General features: G+C 69.1%; 18 protein-coding genes and 2 tRNA genes. 6 read left to right on the forward strand and 14 right to left on the reverse strand.

Annotated features, from left to right (window positions below; genetic code table 11):
- On the forward strand, positions 1-207 hold the full coding sequence (locus tag AB0L64_RS28425; RefSeq protein WP_363714876.1) for a hypothetical protein: 207 nt from the start codon (positions 1-3) through the stop codon (positions 205-207).
- Between the two features lie 88 nt (positions 208-295).
- Here AB0L64_RS28425 and AB0L64_RS28430 read toward each other — a convergent pair whose 3' ends face one another.
- The 4 genes from AB0L64_RS28430 to leuC form a co-directional block, all read right to left on the reverse strand.
- Entirely contained in the window at positions 296-874 is a 579-nt protein-coding gene (locus AB0L64_RS28430) for an HU family DNA-binding protein (RefSeq protein WP_355483408.1), read from the reverse strand.
- 158 nt (positions 875-1032) lie between these two features.
- Complete coding sequence (gene corA / locus AB0L64_RS28435) at positions 1033-2196, reverse strand: magnesium/cobalt transporter CorA (protein WP_363714878.1); 1164 nt, start codon at positions 2194-2196, stop codon at positions 1033-1035.
- Between the two features lie 250 nt (positions 2197-2446).
- Positions 2447-3046: a 3-isopropylmalate dehydratase small subunit gene (leuD, locus tag AB0L64_RS28440; protein WP_355699165.1), complete on the reverse strand. Its 600-nt coding sequence runs from the start codon at positions 3044-3046 to the stop codon at positions 2447-2449.
- 14 nt (positions 3047-3060) lie between these two features.
- On the reverse strand, positions 3061-4485 hold the full coding sequence (leuC, locus tag AB0L64_RS28445) for a 3-isopropylmalate dehydratase large subunit (RefSeq protein ID WP_359930517.1): 1425 nt from the start codon (positions 4483-4485) through the stop codon (positions 3061-3063).
- A 113-nt stretch (positions 4486-4598) separates the two neighbouring features.
- On the opposite strand from leuC, the gene AB0L64_RS28450 reads away from it, so the two are divergent.
- Both AB0L64_RS28450 and AB0L64_RS28455 read left to right on the forward strand, forming a co-directional pair.
- The gene (locus tag AB0L64_RS28450) at positions 4599-5318 is read left to right on the forward strand and encodes an IclR family transcriptional regulator (protein ID WP_130387568.1); all 720 of its coding nucleotides are present in this window, start codon (positions 4599-4601) and stop codon (positions 5316-5318) included.
- Positions 5319-5413: 95 nt separating this feature from the next.
- On the forward strand, positions 5414-8281 hold the full coding sequence (locus tag AB0L64_RS28455) for a right-handed parallel beta-helix repeat-containing protein (RefSeq protein WP_363714881.1): 2868 nt from the start codon (positions 5414-5416) through the stop codon (positions 8279-8281).
- On the opposite strand, the gene AB0L64_RS28460 is transcribed toward AB0L64_RS28455, so the two are convergent.
- Positions 8278-8802 (reverse strand): 2'-5' RNA ligase family protein, encoded by a 525-nt coding sequence (locus AB0L64_RS28460; RefSeq protein WP_363714883.1) that lies wholly within the window; start codon positions 8800-8802, stop codon positions 8278-8280. The genes AB0L64_RS28455 and AB0L64_RS28460 overlap by 4 nt on opposite strands.
- Before the next feature lie 79 nt (positions 8803-8881).
- On the opposite strand from AB0L64_RS28460, the gene AB0L64_RS28465 reads away from it, so the two are divergent.
- A complete protein-coding gene (locus tag AB0L64_RS28465) occupies positions 8882-9445 on the forward strand; it encodes an HdeD family acid-resistance protein (RefSeq protein WP_363714885.1) in 564 nt (187 codons plus the stop codon).
- 10 nt (positions 9446-9455) lie between these two features.
- Here AB0L64_RS28465 and AB0L64_RS28470 read toward each other — a convergent pair whose 3' ends face one another.
- From AB0L64_RS28470 to AB0L64_RS28495, 6 genes are read right to left on the reverse strand one after another with little or no spacing between them, the layout of a single operon-like run.
- Positions 9456-9839: a VOC family protein gene (locus AB0L64_RS28470; protein WP_363714887.1), complete on the reverse strand. Its 384-nt coding sequence runs from the start codon at positions 9837-9839 to the stop codon at positions 9456-9458.
- A gap of 9 nt (positions 9840-9848) precedes the next feature.
- Positions 9849-10853, reverse strand: a complete 1005-nt coding sequence (locus AB0L64_RS28475) for a LacI family DNA-binding transcriptional regulator (RefSeq protein ID WP_363714889.1) — start codon at positions 10851-10853, stop codon at positions 9849-9851.
- A complete protein-coding gene (locus tag AB0L64_RS28480) occupies positions 10825-11745 on the reverse strand; it encodes a nucleoside hydrolase (protein ID WP_363714891.1) in 921 nt (306 codons plus the stop codon). Before AB0L64_RS28480 ends, AB0L64_RS28475 begins: the two co-directional genes overlap by 29 nt.
- Before the next feature lie 17 nt (positions 11746-11762).
- Positions 11763-12581 (reverse strand): carbohydrate ABC transporter permease, encoded by an 819-nt coding sequence (locus tag AB0L64_RS28485; protein ID WP_363714893.1) that lies wholly within the window; start codon positions 12579-12581, stop codon positions 11763-11765.
- Positions 12578-13438 (reverse strand): sugar ABC transporter permease, encoded by an 861-nt coding sequence (locus AB0L64_RS28490; protein WP_355699157.1) that lies wholly within the window; start codon positions 13436-13438, stop codon positions 12578-12580. Before AB0L64_RS28490 ends, AB0L64_RS28485 begins: the two co-directional genes overlap by 4 nt.
- Positions 13435-14733, reverse strand: a complete 1299-nt coding sequence (locus AB0L64_RS28495) for a sugar ABC transporter substrate-binding protein (RefSeq protein WP_363714896.1) — start codon at positions 14731-14733, stop codon at positions 13435-13437. Before AB0L64_RS28495 ends, AB0L64_RS28490 begins: the two co-directional genes overlap by 4 nt.
- Before the next feature lie 103 nt (positions 14734-14836).
- Between AB0L64_RS28495 and AB0L64_RS28500 the strand changes: the two genes are divergently transcribed.
- Positions 14837-18166: a BTAD domain-containing putative transcriptional regulator gene (locus AB0L64_RS28500; RefSeq protein WP_363714898.1), complete on the forward strand. Its 3330-nt coding sequence runs from the start codon at positions 14837-14839 to the stop codon at positions 18164-18166.
- 1 nt (position 18167) lies between these two features.
- Here AB0L64_RS28500 and AB0L64_RS28505 read toward each other — a convergent pair whose 3' ends face one another.
- On the reverse strand, positions 18168-18875 hold the full coding sequence (locus tag AB0L64_RS28505; RefSeq protein WP_363714900.1) for a hemerythrin domain-containing protein: 708 nt from the start codon (positions 18873-18875) through the stop codon (positions 18168-18170).
- 127 nt (positions 18876-19002) lie between these two features.
- On the opposite strand from AB0L64_RS28505, the gene AB0L64_RS28510 reads away from it, so the two are divergent.
- Positions 19003-20004 carry a hypothetical protein gene (locus AB0L64_RS28510; protein WP_363714902.1) on the forward strand — a complete coding sequence of 334 codons (1002 nt, stop codon included), beginning with the start codon at positions 19003-19005 and terminating at the stop codon, positions 20002-20004.
- A gap of 54 nt (positions 20005-20058) precedes the next feature.
- Here the strand turns inward: AB0L64_RS28510 and AB0L64_RS28515 are convergent.
- Both AB0L64_RS28515 and AB0L64_RS28520 read right to left on the reverse strand, forming a co-directional pair.
- Positions 20059-20134, reverse strand: a tRNA-Glu gene (locus tag AB0L64_RS28515).
- Between the two features lie 78 nt (positions 20135-20212).
- Positions 20213-20284: transfer RNA gene (locus AB0L64_RS28520), tRNA-Gln, on the reverse strand.
- Positions 20285-20294: the final 10 nt, after the last annotated feature.

Raw genomic sequence — 20294 nt, forward strand, 5'->3', positions numbered from 1 at the left:
ATGCAAGCGACAGTGAGCGCGTACGACGGCGACACGTTCTCCGGCACCGTGCTGACGGACACCGGGATCGAGCTCCCGTTCACCGTGCACGCCATCTCCGACACCCCGGTCCTGCATCTACGGGTGGGCCAGCGGGTGCGGATCGAGACCACCGGGTCGGGTGCGGCAACGACCGTGACGAAAGTGGAGTTCGGCACCCGCCTGTAACAGAAGGCAGACACGGCGAAGGCCGGTCGCCCCTGGTATGGGGTGACCGGCCTTCGCACTTTGTGCGGTCTGCCGCAGTGCGTGAAGATCAGCGAGCGGTGCGCTTCGCCGCGGTCTTCTTGGCGGGGGCCTTCTTGGCCGGCGCCTTCTTCGCAACGGTCTTGGCCGGGGCCTTCTTGGCGACCGTCTTGGCCGGGGCCTTCTTCGCAACGGTCTTGGCCGGAGCCTTCTTGGCGACCGTCTTGGCCGGGGCCTTCTTCGCGACCGTCTTCTTCGCAGCGGCGGTCTTCGTGGCAGCGGCCTTCGCCGGGGCGGCCTTCTTCGCCGGGGCAGCCGCCTTGGTGGCGGTCGCGGCCGGCTTCGGGACGACCAGCTTCGGCAGCTTCTTCGCACCGGAGACGACGGCCTTCAGCTCCGCACCCGCGCGGAACTTCGGCACCGTGGTCTTCTTCGCGCGCTTGGTCTCACCGGTCCGCGGGTTGCGCACGATGCGCGCGCCACGCTCGATGGCCTCGAAGGCACCGAATCCGGTGATGGCGACCTTGCCACCCTTCTTGGTCAGCTCACGCTGGACGGTGTCGATCACCGACTCCAGTGCGTGCTGGGCCTGGCGGCGGTTTCCGTCGAAGTGCACTGCGAGCGCTTCGACCAACTGGCTCTTGTTCACTGCTTCCCTCCGTGAACACTAGGCGTCGAGCACAGCGCTCGATCTCACAGGAACGTTATGGACTCTAACCGCCATGCACAAACACCAACGCGGCAAATTTGCCTTGTTTTAGGCGATTCGGGCCACAATTTCGCCCGACAAGGGTCCCAGCAGGGGTTTCAGAGCCACCCGCGGCGCTTGAAGATCTGGTGCAGACCTCCACACACCAAGGCCATCAGGCCGATCGCGAAGGGGTATCCGTACTGCCAGTGCAGCTCCGGCATCTTGTCGAAGTTCATCCCGTAGACAGTGCCGATCAGGGTCGGGGCGAACAGGATCGCCGCCCAGGCAGAGATCCGCTTCACCTCTTCGTTCTGCTCGCTGCTGGCGATCGCGAGGCTCTTCATCTCCTCGTTCTGCTGCTGCGCGACCAGCGTCGCGTTCACCGTCAGGATGTCGCGGAGCAGCTCGCGGAAACCGTCGACCTTCTCCACCACCTCGGTGACGTGGTCGGCCACGTCCCGCAGTGAACGTTGCAGTTCCTCGTCCACGCCGTACTTCTGGAAACCGCCGCGCAACTGCTCGAGCATCCCGACCAGCGGCCGGGTCGCGCGCTGGAACTCGATCACCTCACGGGACAGTTCGTAGATCCGCCGCGACACCTTCGGATCGCCGCGGAACACCTCGGTCTCGATCTCGTCGATGTCGTTCTCCAGACCGGCGACCACCGGCGCGTACCCGTCGACGACCTTGTCCATGATCGCGTACAGCACGGCCTCGGCGCCGCGGCCGAGAAGCTCGGGATCGCGCTCCACCCGGCGCCGTACCGCTGCCAGGTTGGGCGCTTCGGCGTGCCGGACCGTCACCACGAAGTCCGGGCCGACGAAGACGTGCACCTCACCGAACTCGACCTCCTCGGTCGCGTCCCGGTACCGCGCGGCCTTCAGCACGACGAACAGCGTCTCGCCGTACCGCTCCAGCTTGGGCCGCTGATGCGCCTCGTTGGCGTCCTCGATCGCGAGCTCGTGCAGGTCGAACTCCTGCGCCAGGGAGGCGAGCTCGCGGTGGTCCGGCCGGTACAACCCGATCCAGGCCAGGCTCTGCGGCGACGTGTGCAGCGCCGTGTAGGTGTCCGCGAGCGACTGCGGGGACGCGATCCGGTTGCCGCCGCAGTAGATCGCGCTGTCGACGACGCTGTGTCCCTTGGGCTTCTGCGGATCGCGATGCTGCTTGTCGGCCGGCTCGATCGCGGGCGCGGCGGCTGCGGCGTGCTTGCGGGCGGCGGCGCGCAGTGACGGAGTACGGCTGAACGCACGGAACGTGCGCAGGCGCAGGTCGGACATGAGTCCTCCAGGAGCATTGTGGTGCGGGTGAGTGATGAACACACGTCTGCCCGACCCTGCTACTACTAGAGGAAAAGACCCCCCACAGGCCGAGCGAGACCGGTATGTCTGGAGGGGTCACTGCTGTTGGTCATCAGCGCCTCACCTCCTCGGTCTCGCACACCTGGTTCTTCCAACCCCAGAAGGGTAACACCAGAGTTATCGGCCCCCGCCATCCGAACGTTACGGGGGCGATAACTCCGCAGGAGCTTCAGGCCTTGGCCGGAAGGGTGGCCGGCTTGAAGGACGGCCGGGTCGCTTCGTAGGCAGCGATGTCGGCCTCGTGGGACAAGGTGATGCCGACGTCGTCCAGACCGTTCAGCAGCCGGTAGCGCGTGTAGTCGTCGATCTCGAAGGGCGCCGAGACGTCACCGGCCGAAATCGTCTTGTTCTCCAGGTCGACCGTCACCTTGGTGCCCGGGTCGGCCTCGATCGTGGTCCACAACTGCTCGACGACCTCCTGCGTCACCAGGGCCGCGAGCAGACCGGCCTTGCCCGAGTTGCCGCGGAAGATGTCGCCGAACCGCGACGACACGACCACGCGGAACCCGTAGTCCAGCAGGGCCCAGACCGCGTGCTCCCGCGAGGATCCGGTACCGAAGTCCGGTCCCGCCACGAGCACCGAGACACCGTCGTACTCGGGCTGGTTGAGGACGAACGACGGATCGTTGCGCCAGGCGGCGAACAGCCCGTCCTCGAAGCCGGTCCGGGTGACCCGCTTCAGGTACACGGCCGGGATGATCTGGTCGGTGTCGACGTTGCTGCGGCGCAGCGGGGCCGCCGTACCGATGTGCTGGGTGAAGGCATCCATGATTCCGTTGCTCCTCAGGCGTTCGCGGGTACGGCGACGGGCGGCAGGTCGGCCGGAGCGGCCAGCGTTCCGGTGACGGCGGTCGCGGCGGCGACCAGCGGCGACACCAGGTGGGTGCGACCGCCCTTGCCCTGACGGCCTTCGAAGTTGCGGTTGGACGTCGAAGCGCTGCGCTCGCCCGGGGCCAGTTGGTCCGGGTTCATCCCCAGGCACATCGAGCATCCGGCCCCACGCCACTCGGCGCCGGCGTCCTTGAAGATCGTGTCCAGGCCCTCGGCCTCGGCCTGCAGCCGGACCCGCCCGGAGCCCGGGACCACAAGCATCCGGGTGCCCTCGGCAACCTTCCGCCCGGCCAGCACCCCGGCCGCGGCCCGCAGGTCCTCGATCCGGCCGTTGGTGCAGGACCCCAGGAACACCGTGTCCACATGGATGTCGCGCAGCGGCGTACCGGCGGTCAGGCCCATGTACTCCAGGGCGCGCTCGGCGGCGACCCGGTCGTTCTCGTTGTCGAAGTCGTCCGGCGACGGCACCGTGGCCGCCAGCGGCACGCCCTGGCCCGGGTTCGTGCCCCAGGTGACGAACGGCGTGATCTCCTCGGCCTTCAGCACGACCTCGCGGTCGAAGGACGCGTCCTCGTCGGTGGCCAGGCTCTTCCAGTACTCGACGGCCGCCTCCCAGTCGAGGCCCTGCGGCGCGTGCGGCTTGTCCTTCAGGTACTCGAAGGTGGTCTCGTCCGGCGCGATCATGCCGGCCTTGGCGCCCCACTCGATCGACATGTTGCAGATCGTCATCCGGGCCTCCATGCTCAGCGCCCGGATCGCCTCGCCGCGGTACTCGACGATGTAGCCCTGGCCGCCGCCGGTGCCGACCTTGGCGATCAGCGACAGCACCAGGTCCTTGGCCGAGACGCCCTCGGGCAGCACGCCGTCGACGGTGACCGCCATGGTCTTCGGCCGGGCCTGCATCAGCGTCTGGGTGGCCAGCACGTGCTCGACCTCGCTGGTACCGATGCCGAAGGCAATCGCGCCGAACGCGCCGTGCGTCGAGGTGTGGCTGTCGCCGCAGACCACGGTCATCCCGGGCTGGGTCAGGCCGAGCTGCGGGCCGATCACGTGCACGACGCCCTGGTCCGGGTCGCCGAGGGTGTGGATCCGGATGCCGAACTCCTCGGCGTTCTTGCGCAGCGTGTCCACCTGCGTCCGCGACACCGGGTCGGCGATCGGCTTGTCGACGTCGAACGTCGGGACGTTGTGGTCCTCGGTCGCGATCGTCAGATCCGGCCGCCGGACCGGGCGGTTGGCCAGCCGGAGCCCGTCGAAGGCCTGCGGGCTCGTGACCTCGTGGACCAGATGGAGGTCGATGTAGAGGAGGTCGGGTTCTCCGTCGGCATGGCGCACCACGTGCGCATCCCAGACCTTTTCCGACAACGTCCTACCCATCAGACTCTCCCTTGAGAATGTTTGTGTGGTCGAGGGTGCTTTCGCTCACAGTGCTCTCGATTGGGCTGCCGAAGCGACTTGCGTTCCACGATTCGAGACGGCAATATCGTCTCATGGACAACTCTAGCGGAGTCGGTGTTCTCGACAAAGCAGCCCTCGTGCTGTCCGCCCTCGAATCCGGGCCGGCGACCCTGGCCGGTCTCGTGGCGGCCACGGGTCTGGCACGTCCGACGGCTCACCGCCTCGCGGTCGCTCTCGAGCACCACCGCCTGGTCGGCCGCGACATGCAGGGACGCTTCGTGCTCGGCCCGCGACTCAGCGAGTTGGCCTCCGCGGCCGGCGAGGACCGGCTGCTGGCGACCGCCGGCCCGGTGCTGGCACGGCTGCGGGACATCACCGGCGAGTCGGCGCAGTTGTTCCGCCGCCAGGGTGAGTACCGGGTGTGCGTCGCCGCCGCCGAGCGTCCGTCCGGTCTGCGCGACACCGTCCCGGTGGGCAGCCAGCTCACGATGGCGGCGGGTTCCGCCGCTCAGATACTGCTCGCGTGGGAGGACCCGGAGCGGATGCACCGCGGTCTGCACAACGCGTCGTTCAACGCGGCCGCTCTGGCCGGCGTACGGCGTCGCGGCTGGGCGCATTCGGTCGGCGAGCGCGAGCAGGGCGTCGCGTCGGTGTCCGCCCCGGTCCGCTCCCCCAGCGGCAAGGTGATCGCGGCGGTGTCCGTCTCCGGCCCGATCGAGCGCCTCTCCCGCCAGCCCGGCCGGATGCACGCCCCCGCTGTCATGGCCGCCGCCGAGCGCCTCTCCGAAGCCCTCCGCCGCGCCTCGGAGTAACTGCCGGGGTAGACATCTCGGGTACTGCGGGGAGCAGACCGATCTACGCCAGTTGGGCGGTGTGGACGCCCCGCCGGCGCTCCTACAGTCCGAAGATGGAGCGCATCTCTCGTCGTCCCGCCGCCCTTCTGGCTGCGATCGCCCTGGCGATCGCCGGCGTCACGCTGCCCAGCACGCCTGTTCATGCGGCCGGTGCGGTGATCAGGGTTCCGGCCGACCAGCCGACGGTCCAGGCCGCGGTGTCGGCGGCCTCGAGCGGCGACACGATCCTGATCGCACCCGGCACCTACACGGGCGGTGTGTGGGTCCAGGACAAGGTGCTCACGTTCGCTTCCTGGTACCAGACCACAGGTGATCCGGCCTACATCGACCAGACCGTCCTGAGCGGGTACGTCGCGAACGCCTGCGGTGGAGCGTCCGGATGCGCGGGCAACGCCGTACTGGAGTTCGGGTCGCGCTCCGCCGGCAGCGTGGTGAACGGGCTGACGATCGCGAACGGGGTCGACGGTGTCCGCGGCAACGCGCGGGTGACCGTCACACACAGCCGCCTGACGGCGAACGGCGACGGTGCGGACTTCGGCAACGACTCGACCGCGCTCTTCGACCACGACGTCTTCGTCGCCAACACCGACGACGGGATCGACATCAACGGCCGGGTGGCGATGACCCTGCTGGACAGCACGATCCAGGAGAACCAGGGCGACGGCATCGAGTTCCGGATGTACCCGTACGTCGGCCCGACGCTCGACGTGGTGATCCGGCGGAACCGGTTCGTCCGCAACGACTCAGACGGGATCCAGCTGATCGACTCCGACGGTGCCTCGAGCCGGACCGTCACCGTCGACCGGAACACCTTCGACCACAACGGCGCGGCCTCGATCGGCTGCCTGCCGAACCAGCAGACCAACGAGGACTTCAGCGGGGCCCCGCTGGCCGAGCGGGTCTACGTCACCAACAACACCTTCTCGATCGAAAACTACGGCGTGGTCGGCGGCGCGAACAGCATTGTTCTCAACAACATCTTCGCGGGGACAAGGGCGACCGCACTCCGGCGCGTCACCGGCGCGTCGGCCGTGGCGTACAACCTCTTCTGGCACAACACGGCCGACTACGAGGAAGGGGTCCCTCCGACCTCGTCGGTGTTCGCCGATCCCCTGCTGTACGAGGACTTCCGGCTCTGGCCCGGGAGCCCGGCGATCGACGCCGGAACGTCGTCGTACACCTGGAACGGCGAGCAGGTGCTGAGCATCCCGGCGAGTGACTACGTGGGGGCGGCGCCGGACCTCGGGTACTGGGAGTACGCCGGCGCACCCTCGAACCGGGCGCCCGGGGTGAGTGCGGGACCTGATCTGTCGGTGGTACTTCCGGCCGCGGCGACACTGGACGGGACTGTCAACGACGACGGCCTGCCGAGCGGCGTTCTGACATCGCGGTGGAGCATGGTGAGCGGTCCCGGGACAGTGACGTTCGCCGATCCGGCTGCGGTGGACACCACGGCGACGTTCAGTACGGCGGGCACCTACGTGGTGGAACTGACGGCTGACGACGGCGACCTGTCCGCCTCGGACACCGCGCAGATCGTGGTGGCGCCGGCGCCGCCGCCGGGATCGTCGGCCCTCGATCGGCGGATCGCCGCGGGTACCGACGACGTCGAGGAATCCGCGACCGGCAGCTACGCCGCGACCAGCAGCGATCTCGAGCTCGTCTACGACGGCTCGAACCAGAAAGTGGGTCTGCGGTTCCCGAACCTGACGGTGCCCGCGGGTGCCACGATCACCAAGGCCTACCTGCAGTTCGAGGCCGACGAGACCCAGAGCGAGGCGACCAACCTGACGATCCGCGCCCAGGCGATCGACAACGCCCCGGCCTTCACCTCCACCACCAAGCCGTCGACCCGAACTCTCGGCGCCGCGGCGGCCTCCTGGGCACCAGCAGCCTGGACCCTGGTGGGTGAGGTCGGCGCGAACCAGCGCACACCAGACCTGAACGCAGTGGTGCAGGAAGTCGTCAGCAGGCCGGGCTGGACCGCCGGTAACGCACTCGCCTTCGTCATCACCGGCACGGGTCACCGCACTGCCCGCGCCTACGACGGCAAACCCGCCGGGGCCCCACTGCTCCACGTGGAGTACACAACCGGTACGCCGCCGCCGAATCGCGCGCCGGTGGTCGATGCGGGCCCGGACCAGACCATCACCTTGCCGAGCACGGCGTCCCTGGACGGAACCGCGACCGACGACGGCCCGATCACCACGCAGTGGAGCCAAGTCAGCGGCCCGGGATCCGTCAGCTTCGCGAACGCCGCGGCAGTGGACACGACCGCCACCTTCGGCACAGCCGGAACCTACGTGCTCCAGCTGTCCGCGTCCGATGGTCAGCTGACTGCCTCGGACACGGTGCAGGTCGTCGTACAACCAGCGCCGGCTCCAGGGTCGGCCACGCTCGAAACCCGGATCGCGGCCGGCGCCGACGACGTCGAAGAGTCCGCCACCGGCAGCTACTACGCGACCAGCTCCGATCTCGAGCTCGTGTACGACGGCTCCAACCAGAAGGTCGGCCTCCGCTTCCCGGGCCTCACGATCCCGGCCGGCGCCACGGTCACCAAGGCCTACGTCCAGTTCGAGGCCGACGAGGTCCAGAGCGAGGCAACGAGCCTGACCGTCCGCGCCCAGTCCGCCGACAACGCCGCCGCCTTCACGTCGTCGACCAAGCCGTCGACCCGAACCCTGGGTACGGCCGCGGCCACATGGACTCCGGCGGCCTGGACGCTCGTCGGCGAGGCCGGAGCGAACCAGCGCACCCCGGATCTCAGCTCGGTGCTACGAGAGGTCGTCGGCAGACCAGGCTGGGCCAGCGGCAATGCCTTGGCGCTCGTCATCACCGGCACCGGGCACCGCACCGCCCGCGCCTACGACGGAAAGCCCGCAGCGGCGGCCCTGCTCCACGTCGAATACACCACCGGCTAGCCGCGCGTCGGCACCGGCCAGAGTTGGCCGGTGCCGCTGTCGACAAGGGCGGCACGGTCCGCGGTCGCTTCGAGGGGCAGTACGTCGTACACGGCCGCGGCCAGCACCGGCAACGCAACCAACGGGACCCGTGGTGCGAGAGTGCAGTGCGGCACCCATCTACCTGGTCGGTAGTGCCGATGGAGATCAGCGCCCGTATCGACAACCGCTGACACCACTCCACTTTGGAGCTGCAGCGCCTCAGCGCCCACGGCAGGCGCCAGCCACGCCCGGCCGCGCCGGAACGTGCCCAACGCATCGAAGAACAGTTCGACCGTCTGATCGCTCAGCAACGGCTGCACGGCCTTCATGACCTTGTCGTGGTCCCATTCCCGCAGCACTGCCAGCGACAGGTGCGGCACGTGGTGGCCGTGGGTGTGTGTCTCCAGCGTCGGCACCCCGAGCTCCTCCAGCCGGCCCCACAGGGACCGGAGGAGCCGATCGGTACGGCGGTCGAAGAGCAGGCAGACAGCCAGGGCCACACACCCACAGTAGGCCGGTCATTGCCGTGAGGTGCATCGCCGGATCACCATGAGGGAAAGAACCCACAAGGAGGTCCACATGGAGCGGGACTGGCTGACTCTCGGGTGGAAGATGTTGCTGGTGCGCGGTGCGGTCGGCATCGTGTTCGGAATTCTCGCGATCGTGTGGCCGATCCACACGGCGATCGCACTGGTTCTGCTCTGGGGATTCTGGGCCCTCGTGGACGGGATCGGGTCGATCGTCCAGGCCTTCCAGCGGGAGTCCAGGGGCAGCCGGCTGTGGCTGATCACGCTCGGCGTGATCGCCCTGCTCGCGGCGTTCTTCGCGATCACCAGTCCCGGTATGACCGCCAAGGCGCTGACCTGGATCCTCGGGATCTGGCTGATCATCCGCGGCATCTTCGAGCTCGCGGGCGCGTTCAGCAGTCAGCAGGTGATGCCGCGCTGGCTGCTGGTCGTCAGCGGTCTGCTGTCGCTGTTCATCGGCATCCTCTTCGCCGCCAACCCCGGCGCGGGCGCGGTCGGCATCGCCGTACTGCTGGGCGTCACGGCCCTCGTCTGGGGCGTCGTACTGATCGCCGTCGGGTTGTCGGTGCGGCGGGCCCACTCAGATCCGGCCCACTCCAGCCCGGCCCCTGCCTAGATCGGCACGGTCAGGCGGCGCCGCCGTACGGCACGGTGATGATCTCGAGGTTGTGCCCGTCGGGATCGTTCCAGTAGAGACCGCGTCCACCGTCGTTGGTGTTGATCTCACCCTCGCGCCGGTGGAACGGGTCGGCCCAGTAGGTGAGACCACGCTCGACGATCCGGGCGTGGATCTGGTCGAACTCCTGCTCGGTCACCAGGAAGGCGTAGTGCTGCGAGTGCGGCTGTCCATGGGCATCGGCGAAGTCGAGCGACGTACCGTTCCCGAGTTGCACCACGGCGAACGGTCCGTAGCTACTCGGCTCCGGGAGACCCAGGAGGCCGGCCAGGAAGCGCGCCGACGCCTCCTTGTCGCTGGAATTCACGATCGTGTGATTGAACTCGACAGCCATCCGTTCAGGCTACCCGGATTCGGTGCAACCGCAGGAGGTGCTCGGGACCAGTTCGTAGTCGAGGACGTGGCGGGCGGCGGGTGGGTCGGTGCGATCGAGCAACAGTTCGACAGCTCGGCGCGCGGTCTCCTCGATCGGCTGCCGCACGCTGGCCAGCGGCGGAATCGTCACCGTGCACTCGCTGGTGCCGTCGAAGCCCATCACCGCCACGTCCTCCGGCACCCGCAGCCCCGCCTCCCAGGCCGCGAACAAGACGCCGAACGCCTGCTCGTCCGTCGAGCAGTAGATCGCCCGCGGCGGCCGCTTCTGCGCGAACCACGGCCGTACGGCGTCCCGCGCGGCGAATCGCGAGACGGGCGCGGCGACGTACCGTGCGGAGGCCCGCGGATGCGCCGTCAATGCGCGCTCGATGCCGCGGCGGTGTTCCGCCGTACCGGGTGATTCCTCGGGGCCGGTGACGACGCCGAGGGTCCGGTAGCCGTGCGACAGCAGGTGATCCGCCGACGCCTCCGCGCCCGCGACGTAGTCGATCGAGAGCGTGGACACCGTCACCCCGTCGGGCACCGGATGCAGCGCGACCACCGGTACGCCGGCGGCCGCGAACCGCTGGATCGCCGGCTCCACGAGCAACGACACCAGGACGACGCCGTCCACCTTGCGCTCGATGAACGAGCCGATGTGCGCCGACTCCTGCTCCGGGTCCCCGGCCGAGTCACCGATCAGCAGCAGGTGGTCGTGCCGGCGCGCGTAGTTCTCCAGGTGCTCGGCGAGCGTGGCGAAGTACGGGTTGCGGATCTGCGGGATCAGCAGGCCGAGCGAGTACGTGCGGCCGGCGCTCAGCGCGCGGGCGAGGATGTTCGGCCGGTAGTCCAGCTCGGCCGCGGCCTCCAGCACGCGCCGGCGGGTCTCCGCCGACACGGGCCGGGGGCCGTTGTTGAAGACATAGGAGACGACCGCGGTGGACGTACCGGCCCGCTCCGCGACATCACGCGCCGTCGCCATCGATCTCCCCACGCTGCACAGCGTAAGCCGTCCCCGCGGCCACGATCCGCCCTGTGATCTCCTCCGCGACCCGCTCCGCATCCACCCCCGTGACGATCCGCACCGTGCCGCCCGGATCGGAGGTGAACGTACTCCGCCCGGCCCCTTCACCCCCGACCACGACCGAGACCCGCCCGAGGTCGGACACCTCGAACAGTTCCGGGCGACTCAGGGCAAGCACCGCGACCGGGTCATGCGGCACGTTCCACGTCTCGCTCCAGTACGCCCACCACTGCTCGATGTCCGCGCCCAATGCCGCCCCCAACGGACCAGCGGCCCGGATCCGCTCCAGCAGGTCGGCACCGATCGTCACCTGCTGGGTGATCTCCAGCCCGGTGACCGTCGTCGGGATCCCCGCGTTCAGCACGGCCTGCGCGGCGACGTCGTCGGACTTGAAGTTGTGCTCCGCCTTTTCGTCACCGAACGATCCGCCCATCACCCACAGATGCCGGATCCACCGCGGCACCTCGGGCTCGAGCTCCAAAGCCTTGGCCACGTTGGTCAACGGACCGATCGCGGCCACGTCGAGCTCACCAGGGTGCTCGCGAAGCCGTGCGACCAGCCGCTCGGGCGCAGTGCCGGCGCTGATGGTCTCCTGGGACAGGTCGTCGTGCAGCGTGCCCTCGTGCCCCGCCCACCAGACCTCCCGGCCCGACAACGGTTCGACGAGACCGGGTACGACGTCCAGGTCCCGGCCGGCCAGTACGCCGTACCGCCTGGCGAGCTGGGCCCGCAGCCGCGTGTCGCCGTACACGGTGTGCACCTCGACCAGGCTGAGGTCCGGGCTGCCGAGGATCTGGGCGAGCGCCATCGCATCGTCGACGTCGGAGCCGATATCGGTATCGAGAATGAGGGATCGCTGCATGGACTGTGGGATCTCCTTCACTTGAGTCCGGTGCTCGACACGGACTGGACGAAGTAGCGCTGGAAGCCGGCGATGACGACCAGCGGGATGACGGTGAGGACGACGGCGCCCGCGAACACGAGACCGTAGTCGGTGAAGTTCTGGCCCTGCAGGTTGGACAACGCCACCGGGCCGAGGATGTGTTTCGCGTCGGTGCCGATCAGCAGCGGCCAGACGTAGGCCTGCCACTGGAACAGGAACAGCATCAGTCCGGCGCCGATCAGCGCGGGCTTCGACAGCGGCAGGTAGATCCAGCGGAACACCCCGAACCAGCCCAGGCCGTCGAGCCGTCCGGCCTCGACGAGTTCGGCCGGGATGCCGAGGAAGAACTGCCGGAGCAGGAAGATCGCCATCCCGTTGCCGATCCCCGGCAGCACCAGACCCGCGAAGGTGTTCGTCAGATGCCAGTCCCGGAACATCGTGGACAGCGGGATCGCGATCGCGTCGAACGGCACCAGGAAACTCAGGACGACGACGCCGAACAGCAGCCCGCGACCCCGGAACTCGAAGGCCGCGAGCCCGAACGCCGCGCTCGCGCAGATCGCCAGCCCGAGCACGACCGTGGCCGCGCTGACCAGGATCGAGTTGAGCGTCGCGCGTCCGATCGCGCTGTCCAGCAGGGACGCGTAGTTGGTGAGCGTCGGGCGCAGCTCGAGGAACGTCTGCCAGGACAGCGGACTGAGGTTGGCGAACGTCTCCGAGCCCGGGCGCAGTGAGTTCGTCACGACCCACAGCAGCGGCAGGAAGAACAGCAGGCCGACGACGCCGCCGAGCACCGAGAGGCTGACGCGCTTCACTGGTCACCTCGCAGCAGGCGGAACTGCCCGGCCACGATCGCCAACGTCAGCGCGACCAGGATGACCACCTCGGCCTGCGCGACGTGGATGTCGCCGATCGCGTAGGCGCGGCTGTACACGTCGTACATCAGCAGGTTGCTGTTGCCGTTCGGGCCGCCCTTGGTGAGGATCTGCACCGGCGCGAACACGAGCAGGTTCGAGACCGTGTCGGCGACCAGGACGAACGCGAGCGGGCGCCGGACCAGCGGAAGGACGACGGACACCATCCGGCGCCACGGGCCGGCACCGTCGAGCAGCGCGGCCTCGCGGACCTCGGCCGGGATCTCCTGGATGCCCGCGATCAGGAAGAGCATCCAGTACCCGACGCCGATCCAGGACAGCAGCACGATCAGCGACGGCAGCACCTGGCTCGGCGAGGTGAGGAACGGCTGCGCGGGCAGGCCGAGGCGTTCCAGGACGCCGTTCGCGAGGCCGTCGGGGCGGTAGATGACGCTCCAGATCACTGCCGACACCGCCGGCGGGGTGGCGATCGGCAGGATGACCAGGGTGCGCCAGAGCCGCGCGCCCGCGGCCCTCTGGGTGAAGAGGACCGCGAGCAGGAACGAGACCACGACCTGGATCGGGTTCACCAGCACGGTGAACAGCAGCGTCACGCCGACCGACTGCCGGAAGTCCTTGTTCGACAGCAGGTCCGTGTAGTTGCCCAGGCCCGCGAACACCCGGCCGCCGCGCAGCAGGCTCTCGGTGTAGAAGCTCTCGACCACCGCCGAGATCGCCGGGACGATTCGCAGGACGGCGAGACACACCAGCGCCGGCGCCAGGAACGCGAGAGCGATCAGCCCTTGCCGCTGCCTCACTTAATAGACTTCCAGGCGTCGGTCAGCTGCCGGGTCGCCTCCTGCAACCGCGCGGCCGGGTCGGTGCCGTTGCGGATGTCGGCGAACGCCTTGCCCATGACTTCCTCGAACTGGATGTACCCGACGCTCACCGGCCGCGACACCGCGGTGTGCTCACTCTCGTACGTCGTGATCGCCGCCGCGCCGGCCGTCTTGGTACCGGAGAACCCGTCCAGCTGCGGGGTGTACCGCTTCTGCGCATCGAGATTCGCCGGGATGATCGTGGTGGTGCTCGTGGTGGCCAGGTTGCCGGCCGCGTCCAGCGTGGCGAAGTCGACGAACTTGCGCGCCATCCCCTGCTGCTTGGACGCCGGGTTGATACCGAGCGACCAGGAACCGGTCGGCGTGACCGGCTTGCCGCCCTGGAAGTAGGGCAGCGGGGCGACGCCCCAGTCGATCTTCGAGCTGCCGAAGATCTTCAGGTCCCACGGGCCGCCGACGAAGAACGCGACGTCACCCGCGGCGAACACCGGCCCGGTCTGGAACCCGCCGATGCCGCGCGGCGACAATCCGCTCGCGAACGTCGCGCCGTACCACTGCATCGCCTTCTTCCAGCCGTCGGTCTCGACCGCCGGGGTGAGCGCGTCGTCGCCCTCGATCCCGGATCCGCCGCCGAGCGACTCGGCCAGCGGCTGCAGCTGGTAGTACGCCTCGGGCTGCTCCATGAACAGGCCGTACTTCGTGCCGCCCGCCTGCATCGCCTTCCGGCCCGCGGCCTCGACCTGTTCCCAGGTCCAGCGCTGCTGCGGGTCCGCGGTCGGCGGGGTCACCTTCGCCTTGGCGAGCGCGGTCTTGTTGTAGAAGAGGAACTGCGTCGAGTTCCACATCGGCAACGACCAGAGCTTGTCGCGGAAGTGGTTGGTCTTGTACGCCGTGGCGCTGAACTTGGTCTTCACCTGGTCGTCGAGGTCGCTGAGATCGGTGAGGAAGCCCTTCGCGGCCAACTGCGAGACGCGCGGCTCGTCGACCGTGTACACGTCGATGCCGGCGTCCTTCGCGCTCAGCCGCTGCTGCATGGTCGCGTTGAACTGGTCGAACGGGATCTGGGTGTAGGTCACCTTGATGCCCGGATTCTTCGCCTCGAAGGCCTTGATCACGGGCTGGTACGTCTCGGCGTTGTCGGTGCCCGTGAACGTGATCGTCCCGGTCTCCGGACCTTGGTCCGCCGCGGCCGGGGAGCCCGCGTCGGGCGAGCCGCCACACGCGGCGACCAGGGCAACGACGGCAACGATCGTGGCGGGAAGTAGTCGCTTCACAGGGGTTCCCTCTTCTCCGGCGGCCCCGATTGATCGGTCTAAGCGGTTAGACTAAGCGCTTAGACCTGAGCTGTCCACCGCATCGGCGACGTACTCTCAGGTGGTGAGGGTGGGGATTCTCGGGGCGGCTCAGGTCCTGCGGGACGGCGAGCCGGTCGAACTCGGTGGCCGGAAGCAACGCATGCTGCTTTCGGCGCTTGCGCTGTACGGCGGGCAGCCGGTGCCGGTGGACAGCCTGATCGACATGCTCTGGCGGGACAGTCCGCCGCCCAGCGCGTTGCCGACCTTGCAGGTGTACCTCGCCGGCGTGCGCAAGGCGCTGGAACCGGACCGGCCGGCTCGCACCTCGGCGAAGACCGTGGTGACCGTCGCGCCGGGCTATGCCTTGCGGTTGCCCGCGGACTGCCTCGACTCGGCCCGGTTCAGCACGACGGTCGATGCGGCACATCTCCGGCTCGGTCTGTCGTCAGGCACCGTCACGGCGCCGGATCTCGAACCGCTGGAGCTGACCGAGGTCGTCAGTGCGCTCGACGACGCGCTGGCCTTGTGGCGAGGTACGCCGTACTCCGATCTGGACGACGTTCCCGCGGCCGTCGCCGAACGAGGACGACTCGAGGAACTGCGGCTGGTGGCTCTCGAGGACCGCGCGATCGCCCGGTTGACGCTCGGTCAACACGCAACGCTGGCCGCCGAGCTGGAAGCTCTGACCGCCGAGCATCCACTGCGCGAGCGGCTGTGGGCACTGCGTGTGCTGGCGCTCGCGGGCACCGGTCGGCAGGCCGACGCGCTTGATGCACTGCGCCGGGTTCGGCAGATCCTGGCGGACGAGCTCGGGCTGGACCCGGGTACGACGCTTCGTGAGCTGGAGGTCGCCGTACTCCGCCAGGACCCCGAACTGGTCTGGCGGCCGAAGACCGTGGCAGATCCGAACGGGCCCGTTGCCGGGTCGCAGTGGCCTTTGGCCGGACGGGTCGCCGAAGTCGCGGCCCTCGAACGGCTCCTCGACGAGGCGACCGCGGCACCGCAGTTCGCCGTACTGGTCGGAGAGCCGGGCATCGGCAAGACCAGGCTGGCGTCGGAGATCGCGGCCCGGGCGCGTTCGCGCGGATTCGCCGTACTCACCGGGCGGTGTTCGGAGGACGAGGGCGCACCACCGCTGTGGCCGTGGATCCGCATCCTCCGGACCCTCGCGGACGCCGGCCTCCCGGAGCAGGTACGGCGCGACCTCGCCGAGCTGACCGGTCTGCTGGAGTCCGGACTCGTCGGACCGTCGGCGGCAGACGTCGACGCAGCGCGGTTCCGGCTGTGGACGATGACCGCGGACATCCTGGTCGCGGCGTCGCGGACCTGCCCGCTGCTGATCGCCCTCGACGACCTGCACTGGGCGGACCCGTCGTCGCTCAAGTTGCTGAGGCATCTCGCAGACGTGCTCGACACCGGACGACTGCTCGTCGTCGGCACTCGCAGGGCAGCGCCCGAGCTCACCGCTCAGCTCGCAGCCGTTGCCGAGTCCCTGGGTCGGCGGCACGCGCTACGCCTCGATCTGCACGGATTGACGACCTCCGAGGCGGCCGAACTCGTCGAGGCCGCCACCCGCCACAAGCCCGGCACGGACGAAGCCGAGGCGCTCCGTGCGCGGACGGACGGGAACCCGTTCTTTCTGGTCGAGTTGCTCCGTGACGGCCGCGGCGACGTGCCGGCAGCAGTCACGGACGTCGTCGCGCGCCGGGTCGCACGGTTGCCACCGGCAACCGGTGAGCTGTTGCGGACAGCCGCTGTGATCGGCCGTGAGTTCGATCTCGCGGTTCTCGCCGCGGCGACCGGCCGCGACGCGGACGAACTCCTCGACGTCCTCGATCCCGCGCTGGCCGCCGGTGTGATCGCCGAGGGCGAGCGGGTGGAGCGGTTCCGCTTCGCCCATGCGCTGGTTCGCGACGTGGTGTACTCCGGCCTGCCCGCGGCGCGGCGCGCTCGCCGGCACGCGGCGATCGCCCAGGTGCTCGAGGTTACTGACGCGGCGCCGTCCGAGACAGCACGACACTGGCTGGCCGCGGGGCCGGCTCATGCGGCCCGAGCCTGGCGAGCAGCAGCTGTTGCCGCGGACCGCGCGATCCGGCTGTACGCCTACGACGAAGCAGCAGCCTTGCTCGCGGCAGCGCTCGACGTACAGCAGACCGACAGCTCCGCAACTCCGCTCGACCGGTACGACCTGTTGATGGCACGTGCCGACGCGTGCCGGTGGTCCGTGGACCGGGCTTCGTTGGACGCCGCCTTGACGGCTGCAGTGCACGAGGCGGAGCAGTTGGGTGACGTCGTACGCATGACGCGAGCGGCGGTCGGCGCGACCGAGGGCGCCTTGTGGCAGACGCGACCGTACGGGGAGACGGATCCGTACATCATCAGCACCTTGCGACGGGCCTTGCGAGAGCTGCCGGCCGAGGACAGCGAACTGCGTTGCCGGGCGCTCCTGGTTCTGGCGACCGAGCTGTATCACTCCGACGCACCCGCCTACCGGGAGGCGTTGAGCGAGCAGGGCATGGCGATGGCGCGCAGGCTCGGCGACCGCGCCCTACTGGTGTGGGCCTGTCAGGCCGCGTTCATCGCCACCTGGCGTCCCGCCACCGCGCCGGACCGGCTGCGGTTGGCCGACGAGGCCGTAGCCGCCGCGGTCGAACTCGCCGATCCGGTGCGCGAAGCGCTGGCCCGCACGATCCGGGTGATCGCCACGTGTGAGCTCGGCCGGGTCGCGGAGATGTGGGACGAGATGCGGCGAGTGCGGTCGATCGCCGGACCGCGGCGGCTGGCGTACGCGCTCGTGGTCGTCAGCGAACTCGAGGCGCCGTGGCTGGCGATGCGGGGACGATTCGACGAAGCGGAGCGGTTGCTCGAGCAGCGGCGCGAGCTGATCGCCGGGGCGTCGTTCCCGCAGCGCGAGGAGTCGCTGGTCTCGGGCCTCGCCGGCATCGAGGTCTGGCGAGGTCGCACCGCGGAGATGGCGCCGGCCTTCGCAGCGCTCGGATCGCACAGCCCGATCCCGGTCGACCTCACGATCCAATGGCTCCTGGTCCGCGCCGGCCGCATCGACGAGGCGCGGGCCCTCGGCAACGGCGAAGTGGTGATTCCGGCCAACGACGACTGGTTGTCGATGCATCAGCACTGCGCCGCCGCCGAGGTCGCCTATGCCTACGCACAGCCGGGCCCGGCACGGTCGTTGTACCAGTGGCTGAGCCCGTTCGCCGGTTGGGTCTGCAGTGCGGGGTTCTCCGTCCCGCTCGGTCCTGTGGATGCCTTTCTCGCCCTGACCGCGATGACGACGGGCGAGCGGGAGCTCGCGACCAGGCACGCCGACCGGGCGCTGGAGTTGTGTGCGGAATGGGAGATCCCGCTGGCCGCGCGATGGTTCCGGGAGCAGCGGGATCGCGGCGGCTTCTGATTCACACGTAACGGAACGCCAGCCGCTCCCGTCGCTCGAACGGCCGTCGCCAGAGCAGCCGCCACAACAGCTCCATCGGCAGGCCGGCCATCGACGCGCGGACCTGATCGAAGTGTTCGGCCGGTAGCCGGTACATGATCCAGGATGCGAGGAACGGCATGTCCCGTGGAGCGTAACCGGGCTTGAAATGCTCCTGCTCCAGCCGATGCCAGTCGGCGTTGACCAGGTAGCGCTGGACGAGCGCCATCGCGTCGCGTTCCTCGTGGTCGAGGTGTCGCGTCAGGTGTTCCTTGAGCGCGACCATCCGGACCTCCAGCGCGTCCCGGGCATCCGCATCGGCGTACGCCGCCAGCCGCTCGAACCCCGCCGTACACGACGTCAGCAGCGGGTCGATCTCGGCGTGCTCGCTTTCCATCGCTTCCAGCGTGGCCCGGCCGTCGGAGTTCGCCCTGGCCATCAGCAGGGGCCACAGGCCGGCGTCCTCGCCGGTGTGATGCTTGTGCAGGATCTCGCGAAACTTGCCCCACCGCCCGGCGAGTGCCCGCCAGGTGTAGCGATCCTCCAGCGGCGTGCCGATCACGGCGGCCTTGAACGCGGTGAGGTCGCGACGGAACGCGTGATGCACGACGTACATCGAGGTCACGTCCACCGGGCCGGGCGGCGCGGCCGCCTGTCCCGGCAGCAGCCGCCGCTGATCGACGATCGTCATGATGATTCCTTCCTTTCGAGCCGATGCTCCGACCCTGCGGGCACCCGCTTGGAAAGCACTTGTGGCCGAACCCCAAGCCGATCCCAAGGACCTGGCCGGACACTCGTCACAACCACAAGGGGGAATCATGAACGCACTGTCCACACAGGCGGTTTCCGTCTGGCCGGCTGCCGTCCTGCCGATCGTCGAGCGAGCCATCACCTGCGAGTACGCGTCGCTGACCCGGTCCGGTGCACCGATCACCTGGCCGCTGACGCCGTACCACGACTCCGCTTCGGCGACCATCGACGTGAGCACCGGCCTCACCTATCCGGCCAAGGCGGAGCGTGCCCGGCACGACCCGCGGGTGGCGCTGCTGTTCTCCGATCCCACCGGTTCGGGACTGCGTGACGCTCCGGTGGTGCTGGTTCAGGGTCTGGCGACGGTCCGGGACGCTGATCTGCAGGGCAACACGGACCTGTACCTGCGTCGCATTCTGGAGAAGTTGCCGCAGACGGTGGCCGGGCAGCCGTGGTTCGTCGTACGACGGCAGCAGTGGTACTGGAGCCGGCTGTGGATCGAGGTCACGCCGCTGCGGATCCTGTGGTGGCCCGGCGGCCGTCTCGACGCCGAACCGCTGCGGTGGGACGCCGCGGCCGGCGTCACCGCGCCGCCGTCCGACCCGGCACCTGATGGGGCCGCACCACCGGCGTGGGCCGCGCCGCCGGCCGACTGGCGGCCGGGAGCCGAGCGCGCGCTGCGACTCGGCAACCCGGTGCTGACGGTCCGCGATGCCGAAGGCTGGCCGCTCCCGGTGCGATCGCTGGGAGTCGAGCGGGTCGCGGACGGGTTCGTGGTCCAGACCGGTTCATTCGGTGCCTCGGCCACCGGCCGGGCCTGTCTGACGTTCCACGAGCATGCGGAGGTCTTCACCGGTCAGCAGAACGCCGCATTCGTCGGTACTGCGACGCCTGTCGCGGGTGGCGTCCATGTACGGGTGGACCGGGCGTTGGCAGACTTCAGCCTTCCGGCCGGCCGCTTCACGCAACTGCGGAGGTTTCTCGCCGGCGGCCGGGCACTGACGCCGAGGCTGGCCCACGAGGCTGCCCGCAGACACCAACCGGTCCCGGTGGTCCGTAAACCGGAATGACGCCTCTCAATGACGACAGCCTCCCATCCGTCCGGATGAGAGGCTGTCGATCTCTGGTAGCCCCGACGGGATTCGAACCCGCGCTACCGCCTTGAGAGGGCGGCGTGCTAGGCCGCTACACAACGGGGCCAGAGGTTTGTCGTCCGGGCTTTGCGGCCCGGGCAACGAGGTTGAACTCTACCGATTTTCATCGGTGCGGTCCAATCCGCTGGGGTACTAGGACTCGAACCTAGACTAACTGAACCAGAATCAGACGGGCTGCCAATTACCCCATACCCCAAAGGCATTTC

The sequence above is a fragment of the Kribbella sp. NPDC051936 genome (assembly GCF_040680955.1).
In the GTDB taxonomy this organism is placed as follows: Bacteria; Actinomycetota; Actinomycetes; order Propionibacteriales; family Kribbellaceae; genus Kribbella.

What these genes read in the sequence shown, in the direction of transcription:
- corA (WP_363714878.1), bottom strand. Translation starts at nt 2,196, where the DNA reads ATGTCCGACCTGCGCCTGCGCACGTTCCGTGCGTTCAGCCGTACTCCG.
- AB0L64_RS28470 (WP_363714887.1), bottom strand. Translation starts at nt 9,839, where the DNA reads ATGGCTGTCGAGTTCAATCACACGATCGTGAATTCCAGCGACAAGGAG.
- leuC (WP_359930517.1), bottom strand. Translation starts at nt 4,485, where the DNA reads ATGGGTAGGACGTTGTCGGAAAAGGTCTGGGATGCGCACGTGGTGCGC.
- AB0L64_RS28450 (WP_130387568.1), top strand. Translation starts at nt 4,599, where the DNA reads ATGGACAACTCTAGCGGAGTCGGTGTTCTCGACAAAGCAGCCCTCGTG.
- AB0L64_RS28455 (WP_363714881.1), top strand. Translation starts at nt 5,414, where the DNA reads ATGGAGCGCATCTCTCGTCGTCCCGCCGCCCTTCTGGCTGCGATCGCC.
- AB0L64_RS28505 (WP_363714900.1), bottom strand. Translation starts at nt 18,875, where the DNA reads ATGACGATCGTCGATCAGCGGCGGCTGCTGCCGGGACAGGCGGCCGCG.
- AB0L64_RS28480 (WP_363714891.1), bottom strand. Translation starts at nt 11,745, where the DNA reads ATGCAGCGATCCCTCATTCTCGATACCGATATCGGCTCCGACGTCGAC.
- leuD (WP_355699165.1), bottom strand. Translation starts at nt 3,046, where the DNA reads ATGGATGCCTTCACCCAGCACATCGGTACGGCGGCCCCGCTGCGCCGC.
- AB0L64_RS28465 (WP_363714885.1), top strand. Translation starts at nt 8,882, where the DNA reads ATGGAGCGGGACTGGCTGACTCTCGGGTGGAAGATGTTGCTGGTGCGC.
- AB0L64_RS28510 (WP_363714902.1), top strand. Translation starts at nt 19,003, where the DNA reads ATGAACGCACTGTCCACACAGGCGGTTTCCGTCTGGCCGGCTGCCGTC.
- AB0L64_RS28425 (WP_363714876.1), top strand. Translation starts at nt 1, where the DNA reads ATGCAAGCGACAGTGAGCGCGTACGACGGCGACACGTTCTCCGGCACC.